22 protein-coding genes are annotated in these 21,240 nt (G+C 34.8%); 21 read left to right on the top strand and 1 reads right to left on the bottom strand.

The features are described from left to right. Positions 1–31: 31 nt before the first annotated feature. The 9 genes from CQ022_RS10580 to CQ022_RS10540 all read left to right on the top strand — a co-directional run bounded on the left by CQ022_RS10580 (position 32) and on the right by CQ022_RS10540 (position 7,352). Positions 32–418 carry an acyl-CoA thioesterase gene (locus CQ022_RS10580; protein WP_105681359.1) on the top strand — a complete coding sequence of 129 codons (387 nt, stop codon included), beginning with the start codon at positions 32–34 and terminating at the stop codon, positions 416–418. A 38-nt stretch (positions 419–456) separates the two neighbouring features. Beyond that, complete coding sequence (locus CQ022_RS10575; protein ID WP_105720524.1) at positions 457–978, top strand: hypothetical protein; 522 nt, start codon at positions 457–459, stop codon at positions 976–978. Between the two features lie 87 nt (positions 979–1,065). Then, positions 1,066–2,232, top strand: coding sequence for a hypothetical protein (locus CQ022_RS10570; RefSeq protein WP_105681357.1), 1,167 nt, complete (start codon positions 1,066–1,068; stop codon positions 2,230–2,232). A gap of 32 nt (positions 2,233–2,264) precedes the next feature. Further along, entirely contained in the window at positions 2,265–2,678 is a 414-nt protein-coding gene (locus tag CQ022_RS10565; protein WP_105681356.1) for a hypothetical protein, read from the top strand. A 48-nt stretch (positions 2,679–2,726) separates the two neighbouring features. Beyond that, positions 2,727–4,169, top strand: coding sequence for a serine hydrolase (locus CQ022_RS10560; protein WP_105681355.1), 1,443 nt, complete (start codon positions 2,727–2,729; stop codon positions 4,167–4,169). A gap of 72 nt (positions 4,170–4,241) precedes the next feature. Next, on the top strand, positions 4,242–4,688 hold the full coding sequence (locus tag CQ022_RS10555; RefSeq protein WP_047097353.1) for a 6-pyruvoyl trahydropterin synthase family protein: 447 nt from the start codon (positions 4,242–4,244) through the stop codon (positions 4,686–4,688). A 23-nt stretch (positions 4,689–4,711) separates the two neighbouring features. Next, positions 4,712–5,482, top strand: coding sequence for a UDP-2,3-diacylglucosamine diphosphatase (locus CQ022_RS10550; protein WP_105681354.1), 771 nt, complete (start codon positions 4,712–4,714; stop codon positions 5,480–5,482). A gap of 196 nt (positions 5,483–5,678) precedes the next feature. Continuing rightward, positions 5,679–6,671: an acyl transferase gene (locus tag CQ022_RS10545; RefSeq protein ID WP_105681353.1), complete on the top strand. Its 993-nt coding sequence runs from the start codon at positions 5,679–5,681 to the stop codon at positions 6,669–6,671. 135 nt (positions 6,672–6,806) lie between these two features. Continuing rightward, a complete protein-coding gene (locus tag CQ022_RS10540) occupies positions 6,807–7,352 on the top strand; it encodes a hypothetical protein (protein ID WP_105681352.1) in 546 nt (181 codons plus the stop codon). Positions 7,353–7,623: 271 nt separating this feature from the next. Here the strand turns inward: CQ022_RS10540 and aqpZ are convergent, their stop codons facing one another. After that, on the bottom strand, positions 7,624–8,340 hold the full coding sequence (gene aqpZ / locus CQ022_RS10530; protein ID WP_105681808.1) for an aquaporin Z: 717 nt from the start codon (positions 8,338–8,340) through the stop codon (positions 7,624–7,626). A gap of 219 nt (positions 8,341–8,559) precedes the next feature. On the opposite strand from aqpZ, the gene CQ022_RS10525 reads away from it, so the two are divergent. From CQ022_RS10525 to CQ022_RS10465, 12 genes are all read left to right on the top strand, one after another. Then, on the top strand, positions 8,560–9,180 hold the full coding sequence (locus CQ022_RS10525; RefSeq protein WP_105681350.1) for a DUF5715 family protein: 621 nt from the start codon (positions 8,560–8,562) through the stop codon (positions 9,178–9,180). A 62-nt stretch (positions 9,181–9,242) separates the two neighbouring features. Next, positions 9,243–10,022: a hypothetical protein gene (locus CQ022_RS10520; protein WP_228421522.1), complete on the top strand. Its 780-nt coding sequence runs from the start codon at positions 9,243–9,245 to the stop codon at positions 10,020–10,022. A 17-nt stretch (positions 10,023–10,039) separates the two neighbouring features. Continuing rightward, a complete protein-coding gene (locus CQ022_RS10515; protein WP_105681348.1) occupies positions 10,040–10,663 on the top strand; it encodes a hypothetical protein in 624 nt (207 codons plus the stop codon). A gap of 200 nt (positions 10,664–10,863) precedes the next feature. Next, complete coding sequence (locus CQ022_RS10510) at positions 10,864–11,445, top strand: sensor histidine kinase (protein ID WP_228421520.1); 582 nt, start codon at positions 10,864–10,866, stop codon at positions 11,443–11,445. Next, positions 11,414–12,091, top strand: coding sequence for a response regulator (locus CQ022_RS10505; RefSeq protein WP_105681346.1), 678 nt, complete (start codon positions 11,414–11,416; stop codon positions 12,089–12,091). The genes CQ022_RS10510 and CQ022_RS10505 overlap by 32 nt, the downstream gene beginning before the upstream one ends. 149 nt (positions 12,092–12,240) lie before the next feature. Then, complete coding sequence (locus CQ022_RS10500; RefSeq protein WP_105681345.1) at positions 12,241–13,593, top strand: T6SS phospholipase effector Tle1-like catalytic domain-containing protein; 1,353 nt, start codon at positions 12,241–12,243, stop codon at positions 13,591–13,593. Between the two features lie 410 nt (positions 13,594–14,003). Further along, a complete protein-coding gene (locus CQ022_RS10495; RefSeq protein WP_105681344.1) occupies positions 14,004–14,303 on the top strand; it encodes a hypothetical protein in 300 nt (99 codons plus the stop codon). Between the two features lie 160 nt (positions 14,304–14,463). Next, complete coding sequence (locus CQ022_RS10490; RefSeq protein ID WP_105681343.1) at positions 14,464–15,282, top strand: GLPGLI family protein; 819 nt, start codon at positions 14,464–14,466, stop codon at positions 15,280–15,282. A gap of 221 nt (positions 15,283–15,503) precedes the next feature. Continuing rightward, positions 15,504–17,429 carry an ABC-F family ATP-binding cassette domain-containing protein gene (locus CQ022_RS10480; RefSeq protein ID WP_105681342.1) on the top strand — a complete coding sequence of 642 codons (1,926 nt, stop codon included), beginning with the start codon at positions 15,504–15,506 and terminating at the stop codon, positions 17,427–17,429. A gap of 147 nt (positions 17,430–17,576) precedes the next feature. Further along, positions 17,577–17,933, top strand: a complete 357-nt coding sequence (locus CQ022_RS10475) for a hypothetical protein (RefSeq protein WP_228421518.1) — start codon at positions 17,577–17,579, stop codon at positions 17,931–17,933. A gap of 257 nt (positions 17,934–18,190) precedes the next feature. After that, positions 18,191–20,584, top strand: a complete 2,394-nt coding sequence (locus tag CQ022_RS10470) for a TonB-dependent receptor (RefSeq protein WP_105681806.1) — start codon at positions 18,191–18,193, stop codon at positions 20,582–20,584. 18 nt (positions 20,585–20,602) lie between these two features. Beyond that, positions 20,603–21,190 carry a hypothetical protein gene (locus CQ022_RS10465; RefSeq protein WP_105681341.1) on the top strand — a complete coding sequence of 196 codons (588 nt, stop codon included), beginning with the start codon at positions 20,603–20,605 and terminating at the stop codon, positions 21,188–21,190. Positions 21,191–21,240: the final 50 nt, after the last annotated feature.

Genomic DNA, 21,240 nt, shown 5'->3' with positions numbered 1-21,240 from the left:
AAATGATAAATTTGAGTAAACTTTCAGGAGAATGAACTTAATGTACGAAAAACAGATACGAGTAACAGAAGAACATATTGATCAGAATAACCATGTGAATAATGTACAGTATGTGCACTGGGTGGAAGAAGTAGCTGCTGAGCACTGGGATCTTTTAAAACATAAAACCGAATATATCAACGATGCCTGGATGCTTCTGGATCATCATATTCAATATAAAAAGCAGGTTTATCTGAATGATATCATCACCGTAAGAACTTATCCCATGACTCCTGAGGGAGCCAAGCAGCCAAGGAAAGTTGAATTTTATTGCAATGATGAACTTGTGGTAGCCTCCAGTACACTCTGGATTTTGTTTGATCCTGAAACCAAGAAAATCAAACGACTGGATCATGACTGGCTGGAGAAGTTTTTTTAATAACGAAAGAAAAGTAATAGACTGATTAAAATATTATCATGGAGTTTGAATACAAGAAGAATAAAATTTTAAGCAATTTGATATTTGGGTATTTTTATCTGTGTTTTACCATTTTTATTTCTGGTGCCATTTTACGTAAAATGATTCTGGAGTGGAATGACGTTTCGTTATCAAATATATTTTCCTTTACTATTCCTATTTTTCTGTTTTCTTTTCTTACTTATCTCTTTTTGGGAACTGCATTAATCAGAAGAAAATATTACCTAAAGAACTTACGGGAAGAAGTTAGAATTGATCCTTTAGAAAAACAAATTATAGTCTTGGATAAACGGAGTAGAAAAGAGAGAAAAATAGATTTTGAAAAGATTAAAGCAGTTGAGTTGTATTATTCTTGGAATTCAAATGCATTTTCATCCGATCTGGGATATTCTAAAATTGTGATTGAGAATAATGCTGAACCTATTTTGATTACTCAGAATAATATTAATCAATACCACATTTATAAAGCTTTTAAAAATAAGGTAACTATAAACAAGTCAAGATTTGTGAATAACTTATAAAGAAATGAATAGAGTCCAACCTCTTATGTTATTGGCTCTAAATTTGTTGCTTACAGATAGTAATTATCAATCAAAAACTAAATACACATGAAATTCTTTTCTTCACTGGCTTTGCTATTGCTGAGCATAGCAGGTTATAGTCAGGAAAATCCCTACTGGTTTACCGATGATATTAAAAAAAAGGTGGCAGACTCCACTCAAAGTCAGTCATGGAGAAGCCAGATGGCAGCAACGTATTATTCAATAAGCGGACAATATAAACCTGCACTGGAAAGTTGGGATATAACTTTTGGAAGGGTTAAAAAACTAAGTGCGACCGATAGCTTGAAGTTTACAAAATTAAATCCTGTTAAGGCAAAAGATTATATTTTGGAAAAAGCAGTGAATGAACAGATTGTTATCATTAATGAAGCTCATCACAATGCAAGCCACAGAAACTTTGCCTCTTCTTTACTTCAGGGTTTATATGACAAAGGATATCGGTATTTAGGAATTGAAACATTAGCGAATGATTCTTTAAACAGCAAAAAGTTTGCAACCCTCAGCAGTGGATATTATTCCAAAGAACCTGAATTCGGGAATTTTATTTATAATGCTCTGAAAATTGGGTTTACCCTTTTTCCATACGAGGCTGAAGGAAATAATAAAGAAAGGGAAATTGGAGAAGCACAGAATATCTTCAATTTTATGAAGAAAAACAAAGACGGGAAATATCTGATCTATTGCGGATATCAACATGCTTATGAAGGAATTCATAAATCATGGGAGAAAACAATGGCAGGAAGGCTTTCGGATTTAACAGGGATTAATCCGTTTACCATTGATCAGACTCAGTTTTCAGAAAAAAGCAATCTGAAGTATAATGAACCGCTATTAAGATTGGTACGTAATACTGTTCCTGTTGTTTTAAAAGATGAAAACCAGGAAATATATAATGGTGAAGACAAAGATTTGTATACCGATATTAAAATCATTCATCCCGTTACACAATATAGTAAAGGCAGACCAGATTGGATGCTGAATAAAAACAGAAAATTTTATAAGATTCCGGTTTCTAAAGTTTCCAGCTATCCGGTTTTGGTGTTAGCATACAGAAAGGGAGAGTTTGAACAAAAAGGAATTCCTGCTGATATCATTGAGCTCAACACTTCCAAAGACAATCGTTTTTTAATTCTGGATAAAGGAATTTATGATATTATGATTAAAGACAAAGAGTACAAAGTCATTAACATATTTGAAAAAATGATAAAATAATGTTTGAAATAGCTTGGTAGAAAAACGAGGTAATGAAAAGTAAGTTAAGAAAAATAACCATCAATGTTGTAGAATACTTGTATTCAGTTTCCGATCAATATCATTCCGAAACTAAAACTAATACTTTGACGGTAAAAGTTTTTTTTAAGGGACAAAAACAAACTCCTTTAATCATTAAATGTATGACTGTGGATGATTGTATTATGGGACAGCCTTTAAAGTCAGGGGTGAAGCTGATGAATAAAATCACGTGTTCAGAAGATGAGGTAAATCTCAATAAGCCACAATACATCAAACAGTTTATTTTGTTAGGATTAAAAAATGGATGGTCGGGCTTCAATTCAATGGAAATACAAAACGGATTTGATTATTTGAATGAATTAGGTTTTGAAACAGACAAGTTAAAACCAAGAACTACAGATAATCTTTTTCCTAATGTAATATAATAAGAAACATAGTTGTTTTTAATAAGGAAACATCAAACAAACATCTCCATGAAATCATCTGTTTTAACTCTATTATTTTCAAGTTTTTTCTTTACGGGTTACAGCCAGACGGCAGAACAGTCAAAAGCTATTGATAACTATATAAAAAAGGTTATTCAAATCAATGAAATACCGGGAATAGCGGTAGGAATCGTAACCCATAATAAAGTAACTTTTCAGAAATATTATGGAACAGAAACGCTGGAAAGTGATAAAAAAGTAGATTCCAATTCCATGTTCAGGGTATATTCTACTACAAAACTGATGTCAAATATTGGCCTTTTTAAGCTTGTTGAACAAGGGAAAGTATCCCTGGAAGATAAAATTTCAAAATATATTGACAATGTACCAACAGACTGGCAAAATGTTCAGGTAAAAAATCTTGTTTCTCATTCTTCAGGGCTGCCGGATTGGATTCGTTTCAGTGATATTTCCATAGATGCTCCCAATGCTGAAGTTATTGAGCGGTTGTCAAAAGAAAAAATGGAATTTGAAACAGGAAGTGATTATAGATACAATCAGACAAATTACATGCTGATCACCATGATCATTGAAAAAATAACGGGTGAGAAATTTGAAGACTATATCACAGAAAATCAGTTCTCAGACTCCCAAAATCAAGTGGTATTCTCCTCTGATTCTATGGAGAAAATTCCGAACAGAATTGTAAAGTATATCTACAACAATGATACCCATCACTATGATAAATCTACCTTTGTGGAAGGAAGAAGAGCTCACTCTGCCAATGGATTGGCTATTACGCTGCCTGCTTTTTTAGAATGGAGTATCCATCTTAGTAAGAATGATTTCCTGAAACCTTCCACACAAGACCTGATGTGGAAACCTTTTGAATATAAAAATAAAGATATCAAATTTACCCACGGCTGGGATATGTCAACTTTTAATAACATAAAATCATATCACTTTTCAGGTGGAAATGTTAGTGCATACAGAATTTATCCGGACCAGAATATGTCTATCGTGTTGATGTCCAGTGGATATAAAACCTTTCCTGTTTTTTATACCATGGTCAACCAGATTGCAGGCATCATGGATAAACAGTTGCTGAACCCATATACGCTGGCAGAGGAATATACAAGAACCGAATCTTTTGTTTATCCCGGACGTAAAAAAGAAATTTACGGCTACCGAAAAGAAAAAGACATTGTTATTTTTTCCTATCAGTTTCCTGAAAAACAAAGCACAGAGCTGATCAAGAATATTTCAGTGGCAGGCTCTTTTAATGACTGGAATCCTGATGATAAAGTATTTCAGATGAGTCTGAAAAAGAATAATACTTTTGAACTGTCAATCCCAACATCTAAGTTCGAAAAAGGAAAGACTTACCAGTTTAAATTTATAATGAATAAAAACGGTTGGCTTTCTGTACCTTCCAATGCAATCAATGTAGATGGATCTCAGGATAATAATTTAACGTTAAAAATTGATTAAAAAGAATAGGTAAAATCGTTGTAATAGAAACAGTCTCTTCTGTATTAAGCTGTTTTATCATATCTTTGTACTATGATACGTATTACAAAAATTTTTACATTCGAAACGGCTCACGTACTTTACAACTACGATGGGAAGTGTAAAAATATGCATGGACATTCTTATAAGCTGTTTGTAACAGTGAAAGGAAAACCGATCAATGATATTGAAAATCCTAAAAATGGAATGGTGGTAGATTTCGGAGATATTAAAAGTATCGTAAAGTCTGAAATCGTAGATGTATGGGACCATGCGGTTCTTGTCAATGCCCTGTCTCCTCACAAAGAATTAGGAGATGATCTTGAGCAGAAGGGACATAAAGTAATCTATTGCAGCTTCCAGCCAACCTGTGAAAACATGTTATATGCCATTGCTGCTAAAATCAAATCAAGACTTCCTGAAGGAATTTCTTTAGCTTATCTTAAGCTTCATGAGACAGAAAACTCTTATGGAGAATGGTTTGCAGAAGATAATCAATAATTTTATCCCACAAAACTCAGAAAGTGCTAAAAACAACAATTAATTTAGAGCCTGGAAAAAAAGTATACTTTGCTTCGGATCAGCATTTTGGAGCTCCTACACCCAAGGAAAGTAAGGTGCGTGAGGAGAAGTTTATACGCTGGATGGACGAGATCAAAGAAGATGCTCAGGTTTTATTTTTAATGGGTGATCTTTTTGATTTCTGGCACGAATGGAAGCATGTTATTCCTAAAGGGTACGTGCGCGTGCTTGGAAAAATTGCAGAATTGAAAGACCGGGGAATTCACATTTATTTCTTTGTCGGAAACCATGATCTCTGGATGAAAGATTATCTGGAAGAAGAGATTGGGTGCACGGTATTCTACCAGAAACAATATTTTGAAATGGGAGGGAAGCAGTTTCTGCTGGCTCATGGAGATGGATTAGGACCCGGAGACAAAGGATATAAAAGAATGAAAAAACTATTCACAAACCCTGTGGCACAATGGTTCTTCAAATGGCTTCATCCGGATATTGCAATGAAAATTGCTTTGTATATGTCCCAAAAAAATAAAATGATCTCCGGAGAAGAAGACAAAGCATTCCTTGGAGAAGATAAAGAATTTCTGATTATTTATTCCAAAGAAAAGCTGAAAACGCAGAAGATTGATTACTTTATCTACGGACACAGGCATTTGCCAATGGTGCTGGATCTGGAACAGAATGCAAAATATATCAATCTTGGAGACTGGATTTCCTATTTCACTTATGGGGTTTTTGAAAAGGATTTTGAACTCAGGACTTTTGAAAAATAAAGCAAAAAAAATTACCCCTAAAAGAGGTAACTTTCGAACGGGTGGAAAACCCATTCTTGTTTTTAATCCATATTCCGTTTAGATAATTGCAATAAGTCTACCAAAATAGGTTTCATACATTAAAAAATTATTAAATATCAATATATTGCTTATGTAACTACTTTGTAATGAGGTAGTTGTAAGGTTGGAAAAAGTTATGGAATTAAATAATATATTCAACATACAAACTGAACAGGATTTCCTGAATGCATCATTGAAAACATTTCGTTATCAATATGAAAATGTTGAAATATACAGGAAATTTGTTGATTTTCTGAAGGTTAACCCCGATGAGGTGGACAGTCTGGTAAAGATTCCTTTCCTGCCTATTGAAATGTTTAAAAACCATCAGATTCTGGATAAAAATGCTGCTGCAGATCTTTTCTTTCAGAGTTCAGGAACCACCCAGATGAATCTTTCCAAACATTTCATAGCAGATCCGGATCTTTATGAAGAAAGCATTTATAAAAGTTTTGAACAGTTTATCGGAAAACCGGAAGACTTTATTTTTCTGGGTTTACTCCCAAGTTATCTTGAGAAACAAAATTCATCACTGATCTATATGGTAGATTATCTGATGAAGAAATCTGCCAAACCGGAAAACGGATATTTCCTTTATAATCATTCCGAACTCTTTGAGCTTTTGAATACACTGCAGGGTAAAAAAGTTATTCTTTTCGGAGTTTCTTTTGCCTTATTAGACTTTCTGGATTACTGTCATTCTGAGCAAAGCGAAGAATCTCTAAATTTTCCTGAAAATTTAGTGGTGATAGAAACCGGTGGTATGAAAGGACGAAAGGAAGAAATGACAAAGGATGAATTGTTGAAAATCTTGCAGGAAGGACTTAAAACAGACAAAATCTATTCGGAATACTCTATGACAGAGTTGCTTTCACAGGCTTATTCCCTTGGAAATAACGAATATGAATGTCCAAACTGGATGAGAATTATGGTTCGAAATGCAGAAGATCCTTTAGCTTACGAAAAAGAAGGACGTACAGGAGCTATTAACATCATTGATCTTGCCAACACCCATTCCTGTTCATTTATTGCCACACAGGATTTAGGAAAAATAGTCGGAGATAAATTTCAGGTACTGGGAAGAATAGACCATTCTGATATCAGAGGATGCAGTCTGCTGGTGAGTTGATGATTTTGGACATAAGAGGACAATTGTGAATGGTCAATTCGCTTCGCTTGTCAATTTTAACGATGACTTAAAGTTTGCTTTTAAATCTGACATTATCATTAATACTTTTTACATTGTACATTTTACCATCTACCCATGATCAAAATAGAAGAACTTATACATGCCTATATTCATTCACACTGCGATTTTGAAAAAGAAATTGTACTGACGAATTATTTTCAGGCAGATTGGGAAGCGGATATTCTGATCATAGATTCAGATGGGGGAAGCCATGAAATAGAGATCAAACTTTCAAAAAGTGATTTTAAAAATGATTTCAAAAAATCATACCTGAATAAAGATACCGGAGAAAAATTTCTGAAACATGATAAAATTTCCTGTGGAGATTATATGTGCAATGCTTTCAGTTTCTTGCTCCCGATGGGAATGGTAGATGCAGTCCTTATCCCTGAACACTGCGGAATCATTGAATTCTATCATAACGTTGATACCTGGGAAACTGAATTTTATCTGATCCGCAACCCTAAACCGCTTCATGAAGATTCTTACTGGAAGTTAAATGATAAAGATCTTTTTATCAGAAAAATGGCTTTGAATCTTCTCCAGCGTAAAATGGAAATCAAAGGAAAACACGAAGAACTGATCTTCAAAAATCCTTTTGAAATCAAGAAACTGAAATAAGATCAAAAATTTTTTTTAACGCAAAGTTTAATTTCTTATTGATATGTCTTAAGGATGCAAAGAAGGAATCAATTTCATTGATTCTTACTAAGCAAACATTACAATTAGCTTCATCAGCGATGTAGTCGTAACCACTTTGCTCCCTTGAATAAAAGCTCTCCTTCATAAAATCTTTGCGTTTACAAAGAATTTCAAAGCAATTTATTCAAAATCAGAAAATAAAAAAATCCTGCCGCCTGACAGGATTTTATAATGGGATATTATTTTAAAACTAATCTGCAATTTCAGCAGTATCTCTCTGAAGTAAGAACTTGTAGATCAATCCGCCTACAACTCCTCCCAAAATTGGGGCTACCCAGAACAGCCAAAGCTGTGACATCGCAATTCCTCCCATAAAGACTGCCTGAGAAAGTGATCTTGCAGGGTTTACAGAAGTATTCGTAATCGGGATAGAAATCAGGTGAATCAAAGTAAGAGCAAGACCAATGGCAAGACCGGCAAATTTACCGTTAGCCCATTTGTCTGTAGCTCCCATGATTACAATTAGGAAAAAAGCAGTGAGTAAGAATTCAGCAAGAAATGCAGCTCCCATACTGAAAGCTTTTCCATTGTAAACGGCCTCTCCGTAAAAGTTTGTGGCGAAATCTCCGGGTTTTGAGAATTCCACCGCTCCGGCACCGTTAAGGATCGTATATAGGCATCCTGCTGCTACAATTGCTCCCAGACACTGGGCTACAATGTAAGGAACAAGGTCTTTTGCAGGAAATCTTCCTCCCGCTAAAAGTCCGAAAGAAACAGCCGGATTAAAATGCCCTCCTGAGATATGACCCACAGCGTAAGCCATCGTAAGAACAGTAAGACCGAAGGCCAAGGCAACTCCTAAAAGTCCGATGCCAATGTCTGGAACACCAGCTGCGAAAACAGCGCTTCCACACCCTCCGAAAACAAGCCAAAATGTGCCGAAAAATTCAGCGAAAAGTTTTTTTATCATGTTGTTTATTGTTTAAAGTATCTCAAATGTAAAATTTAAATCTTAAAGTAAAAAGCAAAAACTGAAAAAATATTTCAAAAAAGTGGGAACAAAAATTGCAAAATCTGTAATTTGGTGTAAAGTTTGTTTGGGATTTATTTAGAGAGTATTATCGTAGGTTTTGAAAGATATAACATAAATGTTTTATCTTTCATTTGTAATTTTAAAGGATGGTGAATGAGAAAGTTTCTTTGTGTGGTCTTTGTACCTTTTATTTATAGTTTACATTATTCGCAGACAGCTAAAAAAGCTTTTCCCTGCTATGATCTTGCCACTGTATTGAAGGTTGAGCCTACGCCACTTTATAAACCTCATCTTGATGCCTCAAAGAGTTTTGGGGTACAATTGCTGAAAGATTCCAAAACCATACAGAAATATATCAACAAAGGGAAATTCCACAAAATAAAAAAATCCGGTAAAGGATATCAGGTTCAGAGACTTGATTATAGTAGGGCTTATATGGTATCCAAAGCAAAAACTACCTTGGAAAAAATAGGTTCCAAGTTCAGCAAGGACACAAAAGGCGGTACATTTACTGTTTCCTCCATTACCAGAACTCTTGAAGACCAGTGCAGGCTGAGAAGAGTGAATTCTAATGCCTCATTAGGAATTAGTTCTCATAATTATGGGAACTCTTTTGACATTTCTTATATTAGGTTCAACAATGTTTTAAAATACAATCCGAAAATGGAAGCTGCTCTGGAGAAAGTTTTAAAGTATTATGAGAAGGCTGGTAGAATATATTATATCAAAGAGAAGCAACAGAGCTGTTATCATATTACTGTGAAAAATTATTAATTAAAATCCTCTTGCATAGCATGTTTAGTTTGTATATTTTTATACGACTAAAAACTATGCTTATGTCAACATTAAACATTGTAGACTATATGCTGCCTGTAGAAGAATGTAGAGCAGCGTCAAACCAGTGGAAAGCATCTCTTGCTGACTTTTCCAAAATTCAAAAACTTATCCCTACCAACTATGTTTTTAATATTTCCAGAGAGCACCTTGAATGGATGAAGGGGTTTAAGGATTATAAAGACTTCTGTGCGGCAGTAGGAATTTACAGAGACCGATTGATTCTTATCTTTTATCCTATGAATAACGATGGGGTAAAAATAGATGTAAAAGAATATCCATACAGCTTCCTTACCGAGCTGGAAAAAGATCTGAGACTCCAGGAAATCCAAGAATATACGCTTATTAGAAATGCGGTTCTGTCTAAAGATCTTGAGAGCATGGAAAAAAATGCCAATATGGGACTTCCGGTTTCCAATACCCCAATTCTTGAGCAGGATAAAGCCGTAGATGCTATTGAACGCTGGAGAAATCAAGGGATGGATTGGTTTTATAAAGAGACCAGAGAAAATCAAGGAAGTGGAATTTTCAGAAAATTCTATGTTCCTACAGCAGACCTTTGCCTTTCAGATGATGGTTTAGCAGGTATTACCTGTTCTTTTGGAATCAGATACAATGACATTTACGGGAAAATGTTGGTAACGCTTATTTTTATCTCTTTCCGTGAAAATCTTAGGAGTGCAGAACTTGGAGCCGAATCAATTTCCAATACTTACGACTGGGCAAAACCATGTCCGCCGATCTGCCGTATACCGGATGTAGAAGTTGGAGGCGAATTTTAAAAATGATAAACTAAGGAATGGCTGGACTTTATAAGGCAATTTTATTCCTGAATTATGCACTGCTCCTATCTGTTATACTGCTGGGAGCAGCAAAATACCGCATATTAAATCATAAAGAAAAGCAGTATTTTCATTGTATTGCTTTTCTTTTTTTTATTGAGCTGCTGAATCTTGCTCTGCCTTATATCTTCAGATTGAATGATACTTCATTTCTTTATCCTTTGTACATTGCAGGAGAGTTTTTTCTACTGACTGGTTTATTTATCAGAAAACTGGACTTACCAAAATCTGTTCTTGGAGGTACCGCACTGATCGCGGCAGGTTTTATGATCTCGAAATATGGATTTGACTATCCTGGAAATGCCGATATCGCGAAAGTGGTTTCCAATATTATCATTATCTGTCTTTCCGGATTTACCCTGATCCGTGAGATTAAGAATACATCTTTGCAGAACCGTTTTCTTCTTGTAGATGCCAGTATTTTCTTCTATTACTCAGTCTCTGTATTTATCTTTATCATCCAGCACCAGATAGCGAATCTGTCAGAAAACGATTATTATATTATTCTCAGTGCCAATAATATTCTTTCGAGTATTTTGTACTGTTCATTTTTATACACTTTTTTCAAATTAAAGAAGTAACTTTAAATATCAATCTGCTGATCCTTATAATTGTTACCATAACAGTTATAGTATCCTTTATTCTGTTAGCTTACAGAGCTTTTATAACCAGAATAATTAAAGAGAAAAATGTACAGCATGAGGCGGAAGTTCTTCATCAGAAAAAATTAGTACTGGAAAACATCAAAGCCCAGGAAGAAGAAAGAAAAAGAATTGCAGTCATGATTCATGATGATATCGGAAACCGACTCAATATTCTTTCCTTATGGCTCAATAACCTTGATACCCAGGGTGATGAGCTGATCAAGAAAAATATCTATGGTCAGATGTCTTCCCTGATTGATGCTGCCAGAAGTATTTCCCATTCATTATACCCCGTAAACCTGGAATCAGTGGGACTGGTTTTATACGCTGAAGAATTAATAGCCAACCTTTCCCATAAAATTAATATTTCCCTGCAGGTAATGCCGGGATATGAAAAGAAAGATCTTTTTGTGGAAGTACAGCTGTACAGGATTATTCAGGAGTTTACTACGAATGTGATCAAACACTCGGATGCCACTGATCTTTGGATTTACATTAAGGATTATCCTGAAAATATGGCAGTGGTGATTTCCGACAACGGACAGGGTTTTGAATACGAAGAAGTAAAAAAAGGAATGGGAATTAAAAATATTGAATCCCGCATCAAATCAATGAATGCCACACACAAATGGAAAAAAACATTTTCAAACAAAGGAAGTCGTTTAATCATAAAAATTCCAAAATATCATGAGTTCCCAAATCAAACTAGCACTGATTGATGATGAACAGCTGATCCTCGAAGGGGTAAAAATGTTGCTGTCCAATGAAAAAAATATATCGGTGAACCTTACCGCAGATAATGGCCCCGATTTTATAGAAGACCTCGGAAAACTTTCAAAAGATGAATTTCCTGATATTGCTCTCGTAGATGTTCAGATGAAACCTATGAACGGTTTTGAACTGGTAGAAATCCTGAAGGAAAAATATCCTGATCTTAAAATTATTATCCTGTCATCCCATTATAAAACCTCTATTCTTGGATATATGGTCAAGCTGGGTGTATCTGCATTTCTTCCGAAAAATTCGAATAAGAAAACCTTCATTGATGCCATTACAATGGTGGATAAAAATGGGGTCTTTTTCACGGCTGAAGACCATCAGATGCTGTTTACATACATGAATAGCTCTGCCAAGAAAAATTCTCTTTTTGAAACAGAAGATGAATTATCCGAAAGAGAAAAAGATGTGGTTAAACTCATCTGTCAGGAATTTACCAACAACGAAATAGGAGAAAAGCTTTTTATCAGCCCAAGAACTGTAGAGAGTCATAGGCAGCGTATCCTGGAAAAGATCGGAGCTAAAAATACGGTGGGAATAGTGATCTATGCCATTGTTAATAATATTTACTCTCTTGAAAAAATATAATTTGATTCCGTAGAAATACGGATTTTTTTATTTGGTACTTTTCACTCTAGCTCGCTTTGTTTTTCTTCTGTTATTTTGAAATGTCTCTTTTGGGGATGTTAATTGAAAAAACACAAACAAGATCTGTAATAAAAAATTAAAGTAAAAACATGAATGGCAGCAGAGTGATTTCCGTCGGGATTTTCTTTGACGGAACAGGAAATAATGGGGTAAATATTCTTTCACCGGATAAACCACTGAATAATAATGAAAGCTATTATGGTACATTTACCAACATCTATAAATTATACAGTTTATTTGCGGGAGATGAAAAAATATATATTGAAGGAATCGGTACTGTAACGGGCAATGAAGATAGTAACTTTGCTATGGCAACCTGTGCAAATCCACCCTATGGAAGAGGATATTCTTCCGATGATAAACTTCAGAAAGCTGGAGATTTTGTGCAGCAGATTGCTGATGATAAGACAAAAGAATATCATTTTTATATATACGGATTCGGAAGAGGAGGTATGCTGGCAAGAACTTTCTGTAACCAGCTTTTAACGTATTATGCGGTGGGAAATTGCAGGATAAAATTTTTGGGTGTCTTTGATACCGTAGAGTCCAAACCTTTTAATACCTATAATATGAAAATGCCTGTACAGGTAGAGAATGCTTTGCATATCTGTGCAGTCAATGAAAGCAGGTTTTTCTTTCCGCTTACCGGGTTTTTTGAAAACTCGGTAATCATGCAGGATCAGAAATCAGAAAATCAGTCATCTGTCTGGAAAGAAATTTTTGTGCCCGGAGATCATGCTGATATAGGTGGTGGATATCTGGAAGGACCGCAATCTGTTTATATTTCTACAGATTTCATGAATATCGAAGATTTGCATCACTACATCTCAGATATCAGAAATGAAAAAACCAATGTTGATGGAAATAAAATCTGGGAGGCATTACTCTCGGAATATAAAATAGAAACGGTTAATGGGCTTTCACAGGCTTATGTGTGCCGTGATAAAGTATACAATGACCTGTCAAAAGTATATGGAAAACTGATGATGGATGAAACCAATGCAAAATCCTTGATCTTTAGTACAGAGAATGAAGCATATTTTGGAACAGATTATAATAAACATTCCTTTCTTAGTCGTTTTTATACCAAAATGAAAGAATATTTAAAAGACCTTTCCATCAACAAAAAACCAATATATGACTTCGGAAGATTTGCAGATTATACCCATATCTCATCAAACTTTGGACTGTACAGTGATAGTTTCCAGTACAGAACTCAGCGGGAAATTAATATTGAGTTGATCAACAACGGACTCAATGTCTCAAGCAGCACCTCTGTAGATGAAGCAAGCCAGACAAGACTTTCTGTAGAGCTTCACTTGCCGGAAGACAGTTTTGTTGCTGATTTCCTTTATGGGACAAGCGTTCCCAATAATGATATCTGGGTTCGTACCATTTTAAAAACGCCGGCAACTATTATATTAAATGAAATGAAGAATTAGTGCCCAAGCTTCTCAGTTTTAAATTTAGGTTAGGAGACATCTGCTTGGTGTCTCCTTTTTTATGTTTTATGTATTACATATAGGGAAAAAAGGCAACAAGTGCAAAAATTGGGGCTAAGCAAAAAGTTTGGCTAATCTGAATAGAAATGGTTCTTCACATTCGGATAAAACTAAAATTCTCATAATGTACTACTGTAAACCAACAACTGTAAAAATATTTTATTCTATAAATAATTCAATATTATTTTAAATATTTCATTATATAATGAAATATAACTTATTAAATTATATATTTATGTTTTAAGTGTTTAATTTGCATTAAATGAGTAGATTAACATAATTAAATTTTTCTCTTTTGATTGATTTATGTTCTTATATTAGTTACTCAATTTTATAAATTTATTACAATCATGAAAAAATTATTATTTATTGCTATGGCTGGTATAGCAGGTTTTGCAAGTGCAAAAGGAAACTTGGAGAAAGTAAATTCTAAAGCAAAAGAAGTTACAGCGGTTACTAAAAAAACCGTCTTGTCAAAGAAAAATACTAAAACTAAAGCAAAAGCAGCATTCTTTGCTGAATGTAGAACAGTAGTAGTATCTTGCACATCAGCATATACTTGCCAAGATTGGTCTGAGGGTCAATGGAATACTTGGGGATCCAATATTCAAAGTAATTACTGTATGTATGACAGTCCATATACTCCTTAACTAACTGAATATAAAGAATAAAATTAATTAATTAGATTAATCTAAAAAGAAAACGTTCAAAAAATAGTTTGTGTTTACCTTTGAAAAGTTACTTGTTTAATTACAATTAAAAAAGAGTGTATACAAAGTTTTTTTGAGCGTTTCTTGTAAATGATACATTATGAATTTTATAAAAAAACACACTTTAATAATTATATTTTTATTTATTTTCTCTATTTCATTTTCTCAGACAGCTATGAGTGATTCGTTAAGGGGTGAGTTTACCTACTTACTTCAGTACAAGCCTAATAATCTAAATCGAGACTACATTATAAAAGAATTATATTCATTACAAATAACTGATAAACGTTCTTTTTTCAGTAGTGAAAATAAACTGAAATTTGATTCTGCTTTTTCAGCAGCATATAATAAAAAAAGTAATATTATTGATTTAAGTGGCATTCCTGCCTCAAGATCTAACTTTTTAATTATCCAAACAAATGAAAATTCAGAATTTTACGAATCAGTCGGGATGACTCTGCTATCATATAATAGTCCGGTAATTCGTAATTGGAAGCTAGTTAATGAGACAAAAGTAATTAACTCTATTAACTGTAAAAAAGCAGAAGTAAATTATAAAGGTAGAGATTGGGTAGCTTGGTATTCAACCGAAATTCCTTTTCCCTATGGTCCATACAAATTCAGTGGTCTCCCTGGATTAATTGTAAAAATAGCTGATAAAACGGGAGATTATGATTATGAATTAGTTAAAGCAGTATCTAGCTCCAAATTAAAAGGTAAAACCATTACAATAAAAAAAATACGATACGAAGGGGCTAAATTAGTCACGCAAAAAGAATTATCAGATGCAAGAGCAAATTTTAGAGCAAATGCAAAACGTGAGTTAGAAAGTATGGGTACTGTATTTTCAGAAGGGCAAAACAAACCAAAAATAAGTGAAGCAGAGAAAAAAGGGCATAACCCTATTGAGCTAGAGTAATGAAACTCGGATCATTATTCCTTTGTGATTCCTCTAATGTATATAATAAAAATTTGCTCTCAAAATGGAGGAAATTTCTGTTTACTAAGATCTCTATCTGTTTTTGATTTAGAAAGAAAACAATTCAAAACTGGGCAGTTTTTTTATTTCTGGGCTATTCATTTCTTTTTCCGTATTTTTGCACCCGAAAATTCATTATTCATTACTAATTATTAATTAAGATGCTTTCGGTTCAAAGTTTAGGATTACATCATTCAGGAAATTATTTATTTCAAAATGTCAATTTCACCATTAAAAAGGATGATAAAGTAGGTCTGGTAGGTAAAAATGGAGCGGGTAAATCCACTTTATTAAAAATGCTGTCCGGAGAAATTAATTTCTATGAAGGAGAAGTGGTGACGGAAGGAAGTGTTACCATTGGTTTCCTGAAGCAGGATCTTGATTTTGTAAAAGGAAGAACGGTATGGGCGGAAACCATGCAGGCTTTTGAACAGATTAATGCCTGGAAAGATGAGCTTGAAGAGGTGAATCATCAAATGACTGTCAGAACAGATTATGAAAGCGATTCTTACACGGATCTGATTAATAAAATGACCGAACTGAACGACCTTTTGATGAACCATGATGCCTATAATCTTGAAGGTGACATGGAAAAAGTGTTATTTGGTTTAGGATTTAAAGCAGACGATTTCCAAAAAATCACTGATGAATTTTCCGGAGGATGGAGAATGAGAATCGAATTGGCAAAATTACTTCTTCAGAAGAATGATATTATGCTTCTCGATGAGCCTACCAACCACCTGGATATGGAATCCATCATCTGGTTGGAGAACTTCCTGAAAGACTATCCCGGAGCTATTGTTCTGGTAAGTCACGATAAACAGTTTATGACAGCGGTTTGTAACCGTACTTTTGATATCAACAATAAAAAAGTTGACGATTATAAAGCCAACTATTCCAAATATCTTGTCATGAGAGAAGATCGCCGTGAAAAACTGATTCAGGCTAAAAAGAATCAGGATGCGGAGATCAAGCAGATGGAAGACAATATTAATAAGTTCCGTGCCAGTGCTACCAAAGCCTCTTTTGCACAGTCGCTTATTAAGAAATTAGATAAAATTGAACGTATCGAAGTGGATAACGAGGACGTTTCAAAATTCAATATCCGTTTCGTACAGTCTATGGTTCCGGGGAAAGTAATCTTCGAAGCTGCAAATCTTGGAAAAGCATATGGGCAGAAACAGATTTTTGACAATGTAGATTTTATCGTTCAGAGAGGAGACAGAATTGCTCTTTTAGGACAGAACGGACAGGGAAAAACAACGTTAGCTAAAATTTTAGCAGGAGATATCAAAGACTACTCAGGAGCTTGGAATCTTGGTCATAATGTAAACATCGGTTACTTTGCACAGAATCAGGAAGAGGTGTTGACCCCCAATAAAACGGTTCTGGAAGAAGCAGAAGATGCGGCAACAGAAGAAACAAGACCTAGAGTAAGAGACTTATTAGGATCTTTCCTTTTCCAGGGTGATGCCGTTACTAAGAAAACAAAAGTACTTTCCGGAGGTGAGAGAAACCGTCTGGCGCTTTGTAAACTATTGCTTCGTCCTTTCAACACATTGATCATGGATGAACCTACCAATCACCTGGACATCCAGTCTAAAGAAATCATCAAGCTGGCGCTGCAGAATTTTGAAGGAACCCTAATTGTAATCTCGCACGACAGAGAATTCCTTCAGGGACTTTGTGATAAGATCTATGAATTCCGTGATGGGAAAATGAAAGAATTCCTTGGGGATATCAATGAATATCTTGAATACAGACAAAAGGAAACCATCAGAGAGATTTCTGCAGAAAAGGCGAAACTTCATAGCGAAGTAAAGGTAGAGCCTAAGAAAGTGGAAGAAAAACCTGTTGTAAGCAGCCAGTCTTCAAATATTGTCAGTAAAGAACAAAAAAATATTCAGAATAAAATCAAGAAAGTAGAAGAGAAAATTTCTGAGCTTGAAACAAAAGTAGAAGAAATGGAAGCTTCTTTTGCCAAAGAAAACCCTTCAGATGAAACCTTAGAACAATATAATAAAGCTAAGGAAGAGCTGGATACCGCTTTGCAGGAATGGGAATATCTTGGAACCCAACTGGATTAAACGAAATATAAATGCTTCATTAACTAAAAATTATGAAGCATTTTTTTTGTAACAAAATCTTACTCATTTCTACATATTATCAATAGTCATTAAGTAATTTAATAAAACTTTAAGGAAACAATTAAATTATTTTCATAATTTTGAACCATGATTTTTAAAGAAAGCAGAAACCTAAAGAGTTTTATCTCCAAGCTATTGTTTGGAGTATATTTCCTTGCGCTGCTTTCTCAAAGCTTTCACCACCACGATTCAGTAGATTATTTTAAGGCATTTCATCTTAAAAAAGTCGAGAATACGATGACGAAAGCCGTTACTAAAGAGAAAGCTGGCGACTGTCTGGCCTGCCACTTTTTGGTTACCGGACATACATTAGCTCCTGAAGAATTCAATTTTACTTTTGAGCATTACAGCCATGAAGTAAAACAGATCATCGCCATCCAGGAGAAAATCTGGTCACAGACCAAATTCACTTTTCAGCTTCGGGGACCGCCCGCACTTTCATAATTCATAGATTCTATAGGGTTTAAAGTTTGATACTTTAAGTTCAATGTTTAATACTTAAAATTTTAAGTTTAAGGTTCAACGTTGTTGGGAAACAACGGATAGCTTGTAATTGATATTTAATTACCGCTTCTAACTTCTCATTAGACATTATACTTTTTACATTGTACAACATACATTTTACAATTAAACTAACCCTTCCACAAATTTTAACGAAAATGTACCTTATTGAAAAAGGGTACGCAATCAATCTATTTACAATGAAATTGATATATTGCCTGCTGCTGATCTTTTGCGGATCAGTATTTACAAGTGCACAAAAAACTTATACTGTAGAGGGAACCGTTCATGATTTCCATGATAAAACATTGCTGGACAATGCGGTGATTAAAATCGGGAACTTTACAGCTAAAACAAACAAGAAAGGTCAATTTTCTTTTGACAAAATTCCTGCAGGGAAGTATACACTCATTGCACAACATCCTGATTGCAATGATTATACTGAAAATATAGGAGTTGATCAGGATGTTCATCTGGTGATTACGCTGGAACATCACGTCAAAGACATCGAAACAGTGACGGTTCACGGAAGTCACAAGAACAACGGAAGCATGGTGGTGAAAACCCTTGATAAATCAATGATTTCAAGAAATGTTACCGAAAACTTAGGAAATTTACTAACCAATATTTCCGGTGTTAACGTTCTTAAAACAGGAAATAATATTGCAAAACCTATTATCCATGGACTTTATGGAAGCCGGGTTTCTATTATGAATGATGGGGTAAAGCTTGCTGAACAGGAATGGGGCGTAGAACATGCACCTAACGTAGATGTCAATAATTTTGAACATATTGACGTGATTAAAGGAGCATCGGCTTTGAAGTATGGAGCCGGAGCGGTAGGAGGAGTCGTTGTTTTACAGCCTCAGGTTTTACCTAAAAAAGATACAATCATGGGAAATGTTTCTCTTTCCGGAATTTCTAACGGAAGAGGAGCTGATCTTAATGTAAAACTGGCAAAAACCTGGGAAAACGGCTGGGCCATAAAAACCAATGGAAGCTATAAAAAACTGGGTGATCTTGAAGCTCCGGATTATGGCTTGATGAATACAGGGCTTGAAAGCTCCGGATTTAATTTTGGTGTTCAGAAGATGACCTTTGAAAAAGGTTTTTCATTTGATTATTATCTGACGAAAAGCACAGTCGGGATTCTTAGAAGTTCTCACGTAGGGAATTCTGAAGATCTGCGTAATGCTCTTACTTCACCAGAACCAATCTACCAAAGGGATTTTAGTTATGATATCGATAATCCTAAACAGGAAATTGAGCATCATATTGCTAAAGTTTCTGCTTATAAAAGGTTTGAAAATTTTGGAAAAATCACGGCTACGTATAGCTTCCAGTACAATCATAGAAAGGAATATGATATAAGACGTACAGAACAACTTAGCAAAAAACCTGCACTGGATCTTGAGCTGATCACCAATGATCTGAATGTGAACCACCTGATCGAAAGAGGAAAATGGAATCTTGAAACAGGGATTAATGCAGGATATCAGAATAACTATTCCAATACTCAGACCGAGGCAAGGCGTCTTGTCCCGAATTATGACAGATATTATGCAGGAATCTATTCCGTATTAAAATATAAAATTGCACCTGAGCTGGATCTTGAACTGGGAGGCCGATACGATTATGATCATTATGATGTAACAAAATGGTATGATCTGAGCGACTGGAATAAGCAATATGCCGCAGATTATTCAGACTTTGTAGTGAGAATCAACCAAAACAGAATTCTTACCAACCCATCTTTAAGTTATAATAATATTTCAGTAAACGGAGGAATTGTTTATCATCCATCTGAATATTTTGACCTGAAATTTAACTACGCAAGAGTTTCAAGATCTCCGAATATTGCCGAACTCTTTGCAGACGGGCTTCACCATTCCGCAGCCATTATTGAAAGAGGAGATATGAGAATGAAAAGCGAGACAGGAAATCAGTTTAATTTGGTGGCAGACGTTAAAGCACATGTCTTAAAAGGATTAAGTATTTCGGTAAACCCGTATTTCTTTTATACTCAGAATTTCATCAACCAGATTCCTACAGGATATCAGAATACGCAATGGGGTGGGGCTTTTGTAGTTTACAACTATCAGCAGATCAATGCAAAAATGTATGGAATTGATATTGATGCTCAGCTGAAAATTACAGATAATCTGACCTATAAGGGAAGCGGTTCCTATGTGTATGGACAGGATACAACCCATAATGTACCCCTTATCCTCATGATGCCTCCGAATTTTAACAATTCATTGGAATTCAATAAAAAAGAATGGAAAAACTTCTATGTTTCAGTAAGTAACAATACCTATCTGAAACAGACAAGATTTCCGGTTTATAATGTTCCAATCAGACTATTCGATTCAGATGGAAATGCTTACAATGAAGAAGTAGATATCTCTACACCTCCAAACGGATATTCGCTTTGGAACCTTCAGACAGGGGTGAATCTGTCTAAAAATTTCGGAATTGATTTTTCAGTCCGAAATGTATTCAATACGTCTTACAGAGATTATCTGAACAGACTTCGTTTCTTTTCCAACGAAATGGGAAGAAACTTTATTTTAACTCTTAAATATCAATTTTAATTATTTAAAATCAAAAACATGAAAAATATTTTTAAAAATACGACTCTTATCTTAGGACTTTTATTCTTCGCAGTTTCATTAAGCTTAACCTCGTGTAACAGAAGCGATGACGAAGCAGATGACCTTCCTCAGGAAGAACTTTCAGATGTTCTCTTAAGAGTTACCGATGTAGCTACAGGAACGCCGGTGGTGTATGATTATCAGGTGAACAGTACCACCAATCCAAATGTTAAATTGATTAACGGGCATACCTATAATGTGGAAGTAATTTTCAAGAATGGTGATGAAGATGCGACTCAGGAAATTAAAGAGGCTAAAAATGAACATTTCTTAGTCTATAACTTTCCCAACTCTGATATTACTTTAACGCGTACCGATGATGAATCTTCCAAAAGAGATGATGGAAATCGCGTAGGGTTGAAAACAAAATGGGTCGTAAATACGGCTGTAAAAAATGCTTCTGCACCTAGTCAATTGGTTCTTACTCTGTTCCATGAACCGGTAACGGTTTCTGAAACTTCTGCAGTGAGCGGAAATGGAGTGGTTTACGGAACTCATACAGGAGGTGAAACAGATGCACAGGCTAACTATAATATTACGAATTAATATATCCTTTAATCTTGTTTGGGCCACCGGAATGTTCCGGTGGCTTTTTA

It is taken from the genome of Chryseobacterium culicis (assembly GCF_002979755.1).
GTDB lineage: Bacteria > Bacteroidota > Bacteroidia > Flavobacteriales > Weeksellaceae > Chryseobacterium > Chryseobacterium culicis_A.
The sequence above is the reverse complement of the archived record's forward strand: the minus strand, read 5'-3'. Positions and strand labels throughout refer to the sequence as shown.